At 74.2% G+C, this 12,666-nt stretch carries 10 protein-coding genes and 1 pseudogene; 7 read left to right on the top strand and 4 right to left on the bottom strand.

The genetic code is table 11. From position 1 onward, the window contains the following. The first annotated feature begins 126 nt into the window (after nucleotides 1-126). The 4 genes and pseudogenes from AC07C1_RS20795 to AC07C1_RS20780 all read left to right on the top strand — a co-directional run. Nucleotides 127-1,545, top strand: coding sequence for a HEAT repeat domain-containing protein (locus AC07C1_RS20795; protein ID WP_478940961.1), 1,419 nt, complete (start codon nucleotides 127-129; stop codon nucleotides 1,543-1,545). A 184-nt stretch (nucleotides 1,546-1,729) separates the two neighbouring features. Beyond that, entirely contained in the window at nucleotides 1,730-2,857 is a 1,128-nt protein-coding gene (locus AC07C1_RS20790; protein WP_478940959.1) for a glycosyltransferase family 4 protein, read from the top strand. Next, on the top strand, nucleotides 2,854-4,056 hold the full coding sequence (locus AC07C1_RS20785; protein ID WP_478940957.1) for a glycosyltransferase: 1,203 nt from the start codon (nucleotides 2,854-2,856) through the stop codon (nucleotides 4,054-4,056). The genes AC07C1_RS20790 and AC07C1_RS20785 overlap by 4 nt, the downstream gene beginning before the upstream one ends. Beyond that, nucleotides 4,053-5,062: pseudogene (locus AC07C1_RS20780) on the top strand (SGNH/GDSL hydrolase family protein); the annotation flags it as partial. The gene AC07C1_RS20785 and the pseudogene AC07C1_RS20780, both read left to right, overlap by 4 nt. A gap of 29 nt (nucleotides 5,063-5,091) precedes the next feature. Here the strand turns inward: AC07C1_RS20780 and AC07C1_RS20775 are convergent. The 4 genes from AC07C1_RS20775 to AC07C1_RS20760 all read right to left on the bottom strand — a co-directional run bounded on the left by AC07C1_RS20775 (nucleotide 5,092) and on the right by AC07C1_RS20760 (nucleotide 9,082). Then, nucleotides 5,092-5,961: a 5-oxoprolinase subunit C family protein gene (locus AC07C1_RS20775; RefSeq protein ID WP_478940955.1), complete on the bottom strand. Its 870-nt coding sequence runs from the start codon at nucleotides 5,959-5,961 to the stop codon at nucleotides 5,092-5,094. 142 nt (nucleotides 5,962-6,103) lie between these two features. Continuing rightward, complete coding sequence (locus AC07C1_RS20770) at nucleotides 6,104-6,721, bottom strand: 5-oxoprolinase subunit B family protein (protein WP_478940953.1); 618 nt, start codon at nucleotides 6,719-6,721, stop codon at nucleotides 6,104-6,106. After that, nucleotides 6,718-7,476 (bottom strand): LamB/YcsF family protein, encoded by a 759-nt coding sequence (locus AC07C1_RS20765; RefSeq protein ID WP_478940951.1) that lies wholly within the window; start codon nucleotides 7,474-7,476, stop codon nucleotides 6,718-6,720. Before AC07C1_RS20765 ends, AC07C1_RS20770 begins: the two co-directional genes overlap by 4 nt. Nucleotides 7,477-7,762: 286 nt before the next feature. Beyond that, nucleotides 7,763-9,082, bottom strand: coding sequence for an MFS transporter (locus tag AC07C1_RS20760; RefSeq protein WP_478940950.1), 1,320 nt, complete (start codon nucleotides 9,080-9,082; stop codon nucleotides 7,763-7,765). 127 nt (nucleotides 9,083-9,209) lie between these two features. Between AC07C1_RS20760 and AC07C1_RS20755 the strand changes: the two genes are divergently transcribed. The 3 genes from AC07C1_RS20755 (at nucleotide 9,210) to AC07C1_RS20745 (ending at nucleotide 12,659) form a co-directional block, all read left to right on the top strand. Continuing rightward, a complete protein-coding gene (locus tag AC07C1_RS20755; RefSeq protein WP_478940948.1) occupies nucleotides 9,210-9,911 on the top strand; it encodes a GntR family transcriptional regulator in 702 nt (233 codons plus the stop codon). Nucleotides 9,912-10,207: 296 nt separating this feature from the next. After that, on the top strand, nucleotides 10,208-11,737 hold the full coding sequence (locus AC07C1_RS20750) for a hypothetical protein (protein WP_478940946.1): 1,530 nt from the start codon (nucleotides 10,208-10,210) through the stop codon (nucleotides 11,735-11,737). A 31-nt stretch (nucleotides 11,738-11,768) separates the two neighbouring features. Further along, nucleotides 11,769-12,659: a hypothetical protein gene (locus AC07C1_RS20745; protein WP_478940944.1), complete on the top strand. Its 891-nt coding sequence runs from the start codon at nucleotides 11,769-11,771 to the stop codon at nucleotides 12,657-12,659. Nucleotides 12,660-12,666 lie beyond the last annotated feature (7 nt).

Below are 12,666 nucleotides of genomic sequence, written 5' to 3'. Positions count from 1 at the left end.
CCGACGAGAGGCAGAGAGAGATGGTCTACAGCAAGCAAGAGACGGCGGGCACTCCGACGTTGTGTCACGCGGCCAGGTAATCCGTGTTCCCCGGTTGCGTCGACGCTTGATGTGAGGCTGTTTCCCATGTTCGATCCGGTCATAGCGCCCAGCGGTACGCTGCTCGGGCTGCTCCAGCGCGGCCGTGGCGACGGCACGCTGCACGCGCTCACCGCCCCGCGCGCCGAAGCGCTCGCGGCCCTCAACCACTGTGTGCTGCGCGACCCCCGCCACGACTGGCAGGTGGAGAACCGCTCCCTCTACTACGCCCGGCTCTACCTCGACCTGAACGGCGAGCTGGACGCCGTCGAGGCGCACCTCTTCGACCCCGAGGACGTCCTCGACACCGACGAGTCCCGTACCGGCCTCACCCTGGCCGTTCTCGGGCACCTCGCCTCCTACGGCAGGCGGGACGCGCTCGAACTGCTGCGCAGGTACGCCGCCCACGGCTCCAACTGGGCCTGGGCCCTGGACGAGCTGGCCCTGAGGGACGACGACGCCGGCATGCGCGCCCTGGCCGCCCCCGTCCTGGCCCGATTCCCCGCCGATCCCGAGGGCGAGGCCGAGCTGGCCGCCGCCGTGCGCGACGCCTTCGAACCGCGGCCCTGGCGGCTGTGGGCCGAGGATCCGCGGGAATCGATCGCCACGCGCGTGCGTGCCGCCCACGAGACCGGCTGCTTCGACCGCTGGCAGCGGCAGATGCGGCCCACCGGCCCACGCCCCGGCTGGAGCGTACGCGCCGTGTTCGAGTGGGCCCAGCAGGGCATGGAGCGCGGCGCCGCCCTCCATGTCCCGGCCGCCCGCTGCCTGGTCGCCGTGGCCGGCCCCGAGGACCGGCCGGAGATCCTCCAGGCCGCGAGGAACGGCATGGACGGGGCCCGCTGCACCGCCCTGCGCTACCTCGCCGACAGCAACGACCCCGAGGCCCTCCTCCTGATCGAGACCGCCGTCACCGATGGAACGGCGCCCGTCGTGGAGGCGGCCGTCGACGCCTTCGAACGGATGCGCAGCGTCACCGCCGTCGACCGCGCACGCGGCTGGGCCCAGCGCCCCGACGCGCTCGGCGCCGCCGCCGGACGCATGCTCGCCTGCCGCGGCGGCACCCAGGACAGCGACCTCGTCCTCGGCGCCCTCCGTGAGGCCGTACGCGGCGAGGGCCCCGACGCACCCACCCTCTGGACCCTCGTCGACGGCGCCGGCCGCCTCGGTATCGTCTGTGCGGCGCCCGTGCTGCGCCACGTCTACCGCGAGACGGCCTCCTCCCATCTCCGCGGCCGCGCAGCCCGCGCCCTGGCCGCCACCGACCCCTCCTTCGCCACCGGCTTCGCCGTCGAATGCCTGTGGGACTGCGAGGAGACCACCCGCGAACTCGCCGCCCGGCACGCCGAGACCGGTGACACCCGGGTCGTGGAGCGACTCCGCCGCCTGGCCGCCGACCCGGCCGAGGAAGCCGAGGTACAGACAGCGGTACGCAGTCGCTTCGGACCGGACCTCGCCACCGGCTGACCGTTCGCCCGCACTCGCCGGGGCGGACGACCGCCCGTCGGGTGAACACCGGGTGACCCGCGGGTCAGGCGGCCATGACGGCCGTCTGACCTGCTCGGGTGTGCAGCGCAACGCTCATGGGACGTTCCCCGCGCGGAAAGATCGAAGTTGACGCGGCCACGTCCAGCACGGCGACAACACCCGTATGCGTGTCGTCATCGTGACCGAATCCTTTCCCCCCGATGTGAACGGCGTCGCCCACTGCGCGCTCCAGACCGCCCGGCATCTCGTAGAACGCGGTCACCTCCCGCTCGTCGTCGCGCCGGCCACAGCACCCGGCGGCACACCGGACACGGACGCCCCGTGCCCGGTCGTGCGTGTCCCCTCCCTTCCCCTCCCCGGCTACTCCCAGGTCCGCGTCGCCCTCCCCAGCCGACGCCTCGCCGCGGCGCTCACCGAGCACCGCGCGGATGTCGTCCACCTGGCCAGTCCCTTCGTCCTCGGGGTCCGCGGCATGGCGGCCGCCGCCCGCCTCGGTGTCCCCGCCGTCGCCGTCTACCAGACCGACCTGGCCGGTTACGCCCGCACCTACGTGGGCGCCGGAGAGGCGGCCGCCTGGCGGCGGATCCGCTCCGTGCACGCCGCCGCCGACCGCACCCTCGCCCCGTCCAGCGCCGCCCTCAACGATCTGCGGGCCCACGGCGTGCCCCGGGTGCGGCTGTGGCCCCGCGGCGTGGACACCGCACGTTTCCGGCCAGAGCACCGTGACGAGGCCCTGCGCCGCGAACTGGCCCCGAACGGCGAGGTGATCGTCGGCTACGTCGGCCGGCTCGCCCCCGAGAAACACGTCGAACTCCTCGCCGGGGCCTGCCGCCTGGCGGGCGTGCGGGTCGTGGTCGTCGGCGACGGACCGAGCCAGGCGCACCTCACCGAGGCCCTGCCCGGCGCGGCCTTCCTCGGCCGCCGCACCGGCGACGACCTCGCCCGGATCTTCGCCTCACTGGACCTGTTCGTGCACACAGGCCCCTTGGAGACGTTCTGCCAGACCGTCCAGGAGGCCATGGCCAGTGGCATCCCGGTCGTCGCGCCGGCCGCCGGCGGACCACTCGACCTGGTCGCCCATGGCCGCACCGGCCTGCTCGTCCCGCCGCGCGACGCCCTCGCCGTACGGGAGGCCGTCCACGCCCTGGTCGCCGACCCCGCGCGGCGCGCCGCGTACGGCGCCGCCGCCCGAACCATGGTCGAGGGCCGCACCTGGGACACCGTGGGCGACCAGCTCATCACCCACTACGACGACGTGCTCGTGGCACGGAAGACGGCGGTGGCGGCATGACCGGCCGGCCCCTGCGCATCGTCCGGCTCGCCAACTTCGTCGCCCCGGCCTCCGGCGGCCTGCGCACCGCCCTGTGGGAACTGGGCAAGGGATTCCGGGCGGCGGGCCACGAACCCGTGCTGATCGTGCCCGGCGAACGGCACACCGACCGCGACACCGAGCAGGGCCGGGTCATCACCCTGCCCGGACCGCCCCTGCCCGGCACCGGCGGCTACCGCGTGCTCACCGACAAGCGGCGCGTGGCCGCCCTCCTGGAGGAACTGGCCCCGGACCGCCTGGAGGTCTCCGACCGCACGACCCTGCGCTGGACCGGCCGCTGGGCCCGCCGCGCGCGCGTGCCCGCTGTGATGGTCTCCCACGAGACCGCCGACGGCGTGCTGCGCACCTGGGGCCTGTCCGGGAACCTGTCCCGCCGGGCCGCCGACGCCCTCAACACCCGCAGCGCGCACGCGTACTCGCGGGTGGTGTGCACGACGGAGTTCGCCGAGCGCGAGTTCCTGCGCATCGGCGCGCGGAACGTCGTACGCGCACCCCTGGGTGTCGACCTCATGGAACGCCGTCCCGCGCTGCGCGACCCGGGACTGCGTGCACGGCACGCGCGCGTGGACGAGGCGCTGCTCGTGATGTGCTCCCGGCTGTCCGTGGAGAAGCGTCCCGGCACGGCTCTGGACGCGTTGGAGACACTGTTGCGGCGTGGCCGCCGGGCGGTGCTCGTGGTGGCCGGGGACGGGCCGCTGCGGGCCCGGCTGGAGGGGCGTGCGCGGGAGCGCGGGCTGCCGGTGACCTTCCTGGGGCACGTCTTCGACCGGGCGGCCCTCGGTGCGCTCCAGGCGTCCGCCGACGTCTGCCTCGCTCCCGGGCCCGCCGAGACCTTCGGGCTCGCCGCCCTGGAGGCCATGGCGTGCGGCACGCCCGTGGTGGCGAGCGCGTCGTCCGCGCTGCCCGAGGTCATCGGGTCCGCCGGGGCGATCGCGGCCGGCCATGACGGGGCGTTCGCGGACGCCGTGGAGCTGCTCCTGGAACGCGGCGAGCACGAGCGGCGGGAGGCCGCACGCGCGCGTGCGGAGTGCTTCGGCTGGGGAACGGCCGTGGAGGCGTTCCTGGCGGCCCACGGAGCCCAGGTGCTGCGCCGCACGGACTCCCACCGCACTGTGCCCGAGGCGGACTCCCACCGCACCGTGCCGGAGGAGGTGGCATGAGACCGGTCCGGTTCGTCGCCCTCGGGGACTCACTGACCGAGGGCGTGGGTGACCCCGCCGGGGACGGCCGGCGTGGCTGGGCCGCGCTGCTGGCGGCCTCGCTCGCCCCGAACTCCGTGGACTCGGACAACGCCCCGAACTCCGTGGACTCGGACAACGCCCCGAACTCCGTGGACTCGGACAACGCCCCGAACTCCGTGGACTCGGACAACGCCCCGAACCCCGTGGACCCGGAAAGCACCGCGAACTTCGTGGACCCGGCCAGCACCGCGTCCGTGATCGCAGAGGCCGCGGAGACCGCCGTGACCGTCGAGTTCATCAACCTCGCGGTCAGTGGGGCGCAGACCCGGGACGTGCTGGAGCGGCAGGCCCCGGCCGCCCTCGACCTGCGTCCCGACCTGGCGTCGGTGGTCGTCGGCGTCAACGACACACTGCGCCACACCTTCGACATCCCACGGTGGCCGCCAACCTCGACCGGATCTACGCCGGCCTCACCGGCCGGGGCGCCACCCTGCTCACCGCCTGCCTGCCCGACCCCGGCGCGATGCTCGGGCTTCCGGGCGCACTGGCCCGCCCGCTGGCCCGTCGGCAGCGGGCGGTCAACACCGTCGTCCACGAGCTGTCCGACCGGTACGGCGCCGTCCACCTGCACGCGGCGGGCGGTGACTGGGTCAGGGACCGCACCCTGTGGAGCGCCGACCGGCTGCACCCGGGCGAGCGCGGCCACCGGCAGCTCGCCGTCCGCTTCCACGCGCTGCTCACCGAGGCGGGACACGCGACGGGGCAGCCACCCTCGCCCGCACCGGAGTTCCCCGCGCCCACCCGGGCGGCGAACCTGTGGTGGCTCGCCACCGCCGGCACCGGCTGGGTGGCCCGGCGGTGCACGGACCTGCTGCCGCAACTGCTGCGCCTCGCCGCCGACGAACTGCACCACCACGCCCGGGGTACCGGCGCCCGCCTCGACCTGCGCGCGTCGGCGGCCGTCTCAGCCGCCCTGGCGGACCTGCCGGAAGCCACCTTCGACGGCGCCGAGGCTCAGCTCCGCCGTACCGGCACGAACCGGACCGGGGTTCCCGGAACCGCCTGCCCGGCCGCCGGGAGGTCGGCGGCGCGGACCACCGCGATCACCGGGTAGCCCCCGGTGGTCGGATGGTCCGCCAGGAAGACCACCGGGCGCCCGTCCGGAGGGACCTGGACCGCACCGAGGACCACGCCCTCGCTGGGCAGCTCACCCGGCCGGGCCCGCTCCAGCGCAGGCCCCTCGGTGCGCAGCCCGATGCGGTTGCTCGCCGAGGAGACCCGGTACGCGCGCGTGGTGAGATCCCGGACCGCCCCGGCCGTGAACCAGTCGGCGCGCGGCCCCAGGGTCACCCGCAGCACGAGATCGGCCGGCGGCCGCGGCTGCGGGACGCCGTCCACGCGCGAGGGCGGCCCGGCCGGGGGGCCGAGCGGCAGCACCATGCCGTCGGCAAGCGGTGCCGGCCCCAGCCCGGACAGCAGGTCCGTGGCACGGCTGCCGAGGACCGGCTCCACGGCGATGCCGCCCGAGACGGCCAGGTAACCGCGCACGCCGGCCGTGGCCGCCCCCACCTCCAGCAGCTCACCGGCCGGCACCACGACGGGGGCGCCCCACGCGGCCGGCCGGCCGCCCACCGCGACCGGAGAGGGCGCGCCGCCGACCGCAACGGTCACCGTGGAACGGGGGCGCAGCGCGCAGCCGCTGAGGGTCGTCTCCAGGACGGCGGCGTCCGGTGGGTTGCCGACGAGCCGGTTGACGAGCGCAGCGGCGGGCGGGTCGAGCGCCCCGGAGCGGGGCACGCCGAGATGCGCGTACCCCGGCCGCCCGCGGTCCTGCACGGTGGTCAGCGCCCCGGCGCGGACGACGACGAGCGCACGGTCGGTCATGCGCCCTCCACAGGTGCGATGTCCGCGCGCGCGGTGCAGGCGATCCGGGCCCCGTTCATGCGCCCTCCGTGGACACGACGCCTACGCGCGCGTGGCCGGTCGTGCGCAGCACGGCTTCGCCGCGCACGCACGGGTGGCCCGCTCATGCGCCCTCCACCGGTACGAACCGCACGCGTACCCCCGGTGACAGCAGGGCGGCCGGTGCCCGTGCGTGGTCCCACAGCACCACGTCGGTCGTGCCGATCAGCTGCCAGCCGCCGGGCGACGAGCGCGGGTACACGCCCGTGTAGGGGCCCGCCAGGGCCACCGCACCGGCCGGTACCGCCGTGCGCGGGGTGGCCCGGCGCGGGACCTCGTAGCGTGGCGGCAACCCGGTGAGGTAGCCGAATCCCGGCGCGAAGCCGCAGAAGGCCACCGTGAACTCGGTGCCCGCGTGGATACGGGCCACCTCGGGCTCGGGCACCTTCCAGTGCGCGGCGACCTCCGCGAGGTCTGGGCCGTCGTAGCGCACGGGCAGTTCGATCAGTTCACGCGCGCGTCGAGGCGACGGCGGCACGTCGGAGGAGGTCAGTTCGGACATCCAGCGGGCCGGGTCGGCCAGGCCGTCGAGCAGGACCGTCCGTGCCGCCGGGACGATCTCGCGGACGGTCAGCGAGCCCTCCGCCCGGCGCCGCAGCAGCTCCGCGTGCAGGGCCTGCGCCTCCTGGCCCGAGGAGACCTCGACGAGCAGCGCGTCGTCACCGACGGGAAGCGCCCTCACGCGAAGGCCTCCACCCGCACTCCCGCGGCCACCAGCCGCTCGCGCACCCGGCGGGCCAGTTCCACCGCGCCGGGCGTGTCGCCGTGCAGACACAGCGAGCGGGCGCGCACCTGGATGCGCGCTCCGGAGTGTGTGGTGACCGCGCCCGAGCGCGCGAGGCTCACCGAGCGCTCCACCACGGTGTCCGGATCGGTCACCACGGCACCGTCCCGGCCGCGGGGCACCAGCGTGCCCTCGTCGGTGTACGCGCGGTCCGCGAACGCCTCCGTCACGGCCGGCAGTCCGGCCTGCGCCGCCAGTTCCAGCAGACGCGAGCCGGGCAGGCCCAGCACGGGCAGCGAGGCGTCCGCCAGGAGCACGCCGTCGATCACCGCGCGGGCCTGCTCCGCGTCATGCACGACCCGGTTGTAGAGCGCGCCGTGCGGCTTGACGTACGCCACGCGCGCACCGGCGGCCCGCGCGAACACCTCCAAGGCACCGATCTGGTAGGCCACTTCGGCCGCCAGCTCGGCAGCCGGCACGTCCATCGCGCGCCGTCCGAACCCGGCGAGGTCCCGGTAGGACACCTGCGCGCCGATCGTCACCCCACGCCCGGCCGCCAGTTCGCACACCCGGCGCATCGTGGCCGCGTCCCCGGCGTGGAATCCGCAGGCCACGTTGGCGCTGGTGACGACGGACAGCAGCTGTTCGTCGTCGGTCAGCCGCCAGCGGCCGAAGCCCTCGCCGAGGTCGGCGTTCAGATCGATCGCGGTCATGGTGTTCTCGTGTCTCCGGTTCTCGTGTCGTCCGCCGGGATCACCGGCATCAGTCGATGCCGACCAGGCGGCACTCTTCGTCGCGGGCGCCGGTCAGGAACATCCGACTCCGCGCGCGGGTGAGGCGAACGGCGGCTGGAGGCCGTCACCGCCGCCCGCGGGGCCACTGCGGCGCTGGGACCGGTCAGGCCCTCGCGGAAACGGGCGCGCGCGGTTTTCGGGTGCCACGCGTGCGCGTGCTCGTCGGTCGTGCTGACGGGCCGGTCCTCGGTACGGGGCGACCGCGTCACGCCAGCTCCCTTCCACGCGTCTCCGGAAGTCCGAGCAGCGCCAGCGCCGCGAGGCCGTAGCCGATCGCCCCGAAGACCAGCGCGCCGCCCACGCCCCAGCTGTCCGCGAGGAAACCCACCAGGGTCGGGAAGACCGCGCCCACCGCGCGGCCCGTGTTGTACGTGAACCCCTGACCGGTGCCGCGCACCGCCGTCGGGTACAGCTCGCTCAGGTAGGAGCCGAAGCCACTGAAGATCGCCGACATGCAGAAGCCGAGCGGGAATCCGAGCACCAGCAGCAGGGTGTCGGATCCGGGCGGAATGTTCGCGTACGCCAGGATGCAGATGGCCGACAGCAGGGCGAACAGCCAGATGTTGTTCCGCCGGCCGAGCCGGTCGGTGAGGTGGCCGCCGGTCAGATAGCCGAGGAACGCGCCGGAGATCAGGAAGGCCAGATAGCCACCGGTGCCGACGACCGACAGGCCGCGCTCGGACTTCAGGTACGTCGGCACCCACGTGGCCAGGGTGTAGTAGCCGCCCTGCACACCCGTGGAGAGCAGCCCCGCGAAGACCGTGGTGCGCAGCAGGCCGGGGGCGCCGTCCCGGCCCGGCCGGAAGATCGCCGCGAACGAGCCCCGCCCCGGGTCCTGTTCGCGGGCCGCCGTCGCCGTGGGCGCGTCGTGCACCCGGCGGCGCAGCCACACCACGAGCAGCGCGGGCAGCGCGCCGGTCCAGAACATCACCCGCCAGGCCAGGTCGTCGCCGACGAAGGAGAACACCAGCGTGTAGACGATCGCCGCCAGTGCCCAGCCAACCGCCCAGGCACTCTGGATCGCGCCGAGCGTACGCCCCCGGTGCCGCGCGCTCGCGTACTCGGCCACCAGGATGGCCCCGACCGCCCACTCACCGCCGAAACCGAGCCCCTGCAGCGCGCGGAAGACCAGCAGCGTCTCGTACGTGGGCGCGAAGCCGCAGGCCACGGTGAAGACCGCGTACGTGACCACTGTGATCATCAGGGCCCGGACCCGGCCCACCCGGTCCGCGACCACGCCGGCCACGGCACCGCCGACCGCGGAGACCACCAGCGTGACGGTGGTGAACAGGCCGGTCTGGGCTCTGTCCAGACCGAAGTACGCCGCGAGCGCCACCATGCTCAGGGGCAGCGTGAAGTAGTCGTAGGAATCCAGGGCATATCCGCCGAAAGCACCGGCGAAGGCGTGCCGGCCGCGCGGACCGAGGGCGCGCAGCCAGCCGAACGCGCCGTCCTCGGTGGCGTGTTCGGCCGGAGCCGGTCGTACGCCGGAGGGCGCGGACCGTCGCGGTGGGGTCGTGCTCATGGGCACCTCGCAGAAGGGAGACGGAGGGTGCTGGGACGTGAGCCGTGCGGAGCACCGTAGAGGATCGTTCAACGATCCTTCAATACCCACGTTGTTTCGTCCCGGTGTCTGCGATTGAATTCCGGGCATGGCAGAGCAGCTGGCGGGACTGGCCGACGACCGCGCCCTCCTGGGGCGTACGAGCACGGCGGAGCGCGTTTCGGACATCCTGAGGAGCCGCATCGCCGACGGGTACTTCCCGCCCGGCACCCGGTTGTCGGAGGACGGCATCGGCGGGGCGCTCGGGGTCTCGCGCAACACCCTGCGCGAGGCGTTCCGGCTGCTCACGCACGAACGCCTGCTGGTCCACGAACTCAACCGGGGCGTGTTCGTCCGGGTGCTGACCGTCGAGGACGTGCAGGACATCTACCGCACGCGCTCCCTCGTCGAGTGCGCCGTCGTCCGTGGTCTCGGCGAGCCGCCCTACCCGCTCCAGGGACTGGTCTCGGCGGTCGCCGAGGGCGACACGGCGGCCGTCGGGAATGACTGGAAGGCGATGGGTACCGCCAACATCCACTTCCACCAGGAACTGGTCGCCCTCGCCGGCAGCGAGCGCACCGGCGAGCTGATGCGCAGCGTCTTCGCCGAACTGCGGCTGGCCTTCCACGTCGTCGACGATCCGCGCCGGCTGCACGAGCCGTACCTCGCCCGCAACCGGCAGATCCTGCAGGCCCTCCAGGCCGGGGACCGGACGGAGGCGGAACGGTTGCTGGAGACCTACCTCGCCGACTCCCTGGAACGGGTCGCCGAGGTGTACCGGCGGCGAGTCGGTGACGAGGGCGGCCTCTGAGGGGAACGCCCCTGGGGGACCGGGACACGTCCCTGTGCGGCACCGCGTCCCCGTGCGGCACCGCGTCCCCGTCCGGCACCGCGTCCCCGTGCGGCACCGCGTCCCTGTGCGGCACCGCGTCCCCGTGCGGCACCGCGTCCCCGTCCGGCACCGCGTCCCTGTGCGGCACCGCGTCCTCCGCCACAGGGCGGCCAGCCCCGGACGGCCCGCACCCGAGGAGCATGCCCGACGTCCGGTCAACCCGGCACAGCCGCTCGTTTGGGACGATGTCAGACCAAGGACCTAGTCTGTGCACCGTGACTTCGCCTGCATCGACGGACAGCGTTCCGCCCCAGCTCAGCGCGGTGCCGCGCCCGGCTCCGGGTCCGGCCGCCGACGAGGGGCTGGCGCGTCGGCTGCGCGCGCTCGCCTGCACGGCGCCGCTGCACGACCTCGATGCGCGCAAGGCGAACCTGGCCGGTGAGTACTCGGTGTACGGGATGGCCGAGGTGGCACTGGCCGCCATCGACCTGGTCACGCTCAACATGGACTTCGACACCGGCGCCGACCACGAGCAGATCGTGGCCCGGCTCGTCCCGCGCATCGCCGCCCAGGCCCCGCACCGGCCCACCGCCGAGCACGAACGCGTGGCCCGCTGGGTCCTGGAGAACCTGATCAACGTCGGCAGCGTCGACCGCGGCTTCCGCGCCGTCTACGGCACCTTCGCGCCGGACGGCACCTACGTCCGCCGGGACTACGACTTCAAGCTGATCGAGGAGGTCCCCGGCCCCGGCGCCACGGTCTACCTGCGGACCACCGACGAGGCGGTCAACGTCCTGGTCGGCGCCCTCGACACCGACGTCACCAGCGCTCAGATCGCCGCCGAGGTCAAGCTCGAGGTGCTGATCAACCGCGGCCGTCTCGCCGACGCCCAGCTCGCCGCCGAACAGGCCCGCTACCGCACGGTGCAGTACTCCGAGACCCTGCGCCGCGCCCTGGACGCCACCCGGCGCAACGTCCGCGCGGTCGACTGGCTCAACACCGTGCCCGACATGATCGCCGAGGCCCTCGACCACGTGGCCGAGCGCTACCGCCACGAGAACGCCATCCTCACCAACATCCGCAAGGCCCGCGACGAGACCGAGGACCCCGAGCACAAGCGCCGCGCCGCCGAACTGGTCGACATCGTCAAGGACTGCATCCGGCGCCACACCCAGCTCCAGTCGCGCCTGCTTGAGGCCGGCCCGCTGTTCCGCGCCGAACAGGACCGCCAGGCCTTCGCCACGCCGGCGACGACGTCCGGCATAGACCTGTACGGCCATCTCGTCGCCCCTCTCCTGCCGTTGCCGCTCGAGCAGGCGATCCGGGTCACGGACGCGTTCTTCGCGAACGGCACGGGGCTGCGGACGCCGGTGTCCGTCCGGGTGACCGATCTCGTCGACCTACTGCTGACGCCGCCCGTGGAGCGGGAGCACCTGGGCGCGGAGATGCCCGAACCCGATCTCATCGCCACTCCGGACGACAGCCGCTTCAGCGAGGAGCAACTGGCTGCCGCCAGGGAGCTGCTGGACCTGCCGGCGGACGCGCCGAGGAGGTTGTCGGGGCTGCTCGCCGAGGCGCGGCGGACCGGAGACCCCGACCTGGCTTACCTCGTGGCGCTGCTGGCCGTCCACGCGGCCAGCCCCGCCGTGGGCACCGCCTACCGGCAGGGCGAGGAGAAACTGCTGTTCGCCGTGGACGACGGGACCGAGCTGGACGATCCCGAGTTCGGCGGGGCCGATCTGATCGTGGGGACCGCGTTGCTGGACGCGGCGGGGATGGCGGCGGACCGGACAGAAGCGGCATGAGTGAGCAAGAACGCGACAGGGAGTCGAAACCGTGAGCGAGCACGTCGAGTGGAGTGACACGGAGGCCCCGGCCCCGTCGGCATCCGCCGCCGTCACCCCTGCCGACGCCGCCGACGCGGCGCGGCTCGTCGCCTTCGGGCTGCAGCCCAAGCTGCAACCGGCGCGCGACCAGGAGTACGCGGAGCTGCTGCGCCGCTACCGCGACGATCCGGCGTTCGCGCGCCTCGCGGACGCCGTCGCCACCGGTCTGGGGCTCGTCGTGCTCGAGGTGTCCCCGCGCGCGGGGATGGCCGTGACCGCTGCCGAGGACTCGGTTTTCGCGGTCCGCATGGGCGACTACGCGCGTCGCACCGCCGCCGACTCCGGCGACCGGTTCCTGCACGGGCTGGCCCATCTCGCCGTCGCCGCGCTGGCGTTCCCCCGCCCGGAGGACCTGGCCGACGACACCTACTTCGGCCGGGTCACGGTCAACGGCGTCGACGCCTTCGTACGGCAGGCCTGCCGTCGCCTGGAGGAGCGAGCCGAGGAACAGGGCGAGAACACCGACCCGGCGACCGACGCGCCCGGCCTGGAGGCCGCCTGGCGGATCTGGGCCAGACGCAGCGCCACCGGTGCCACCAAGGACGCCCGCCGCCCGGCCGCCTCCACCACCGGCATCGTGGCGAAGGCCCTGGCCTTCCTCACCGACTCGGGTTTCCTGCAGCGCACCGGAGACGACAACGGCGGCACGTATCGCACCACCGCCCGCTATCAGCTCCAGGTCCGCGACATGGCCGGCAGCGCCGCCCTGGCCGAGCTGCTGGAGCTGGGCGTCGTCCCGGTCACCGACGGCACGGCGAGCCTGCTGCCCGCCGAGGAGACCGACGACCTGGAGCTGGTGGCCGACGCCGGGCTGCCCTTCCACGCGCCTTCGCATCCCTGAGAACCCC

The organism is Streptomyces sp. NPDC045022 (genome assembly GCF_056432605.1).
This window is presented reverse-complemented; position numbering and strand designations above follow the sequence as displayed.

Coding starts and splice junctions, on each gene's coding strand:
- AC07C1_RS20790 (WP_478940959.1), top strand. CDS start 1,730: ATGCGTGTCGTCATCGTGACCGAATCCTTTCCCCCCGATGTGAACGGC.
- AC07C1_RS20760 (WP_478940950.1), bottom strand. CDS start 9,082: ATGAGCACGACCCCACCGCGACGGTCCGCGCCCTCCGGCGTACGACCG.
- AC07C1_RS20785 (WP_478940957.1), top strand. CDS start 2,854: ATGACCGGCCGGCCCCTGCGCATCGTCCGGCTCGCCAACTTCGTCGCC.
- AC07C1_RS20755 (WP_478940948.1), top strand. CDS start 9,210: ATGGCAGAGCAGCTGGCGGGACTGGCCGACGACCGCGCCCTCCTGGGG.
- AC07C1_RS20795 (WP_478940961.1), top strand. CDS start 127: ATGTTCGATCCGGTCATAGCGCCCAGCGGTACGCTGCTCGGGCTGCTC.
- AC07C1_RS20775 (WP_478940955.1), bottom strand. CDS start 5,961: ATGACCGACCGTGCGCTCGTCGTCGTCCGCGCCGGGGCGCTGACCACC.
- AC07C1_RS20765 (WP_478940951.1), bottom strand. CDS start 7,476: ATGACCGCGATCGATCTGAACGCCGACCTCGGCGAGGGCTTCGGCCGC.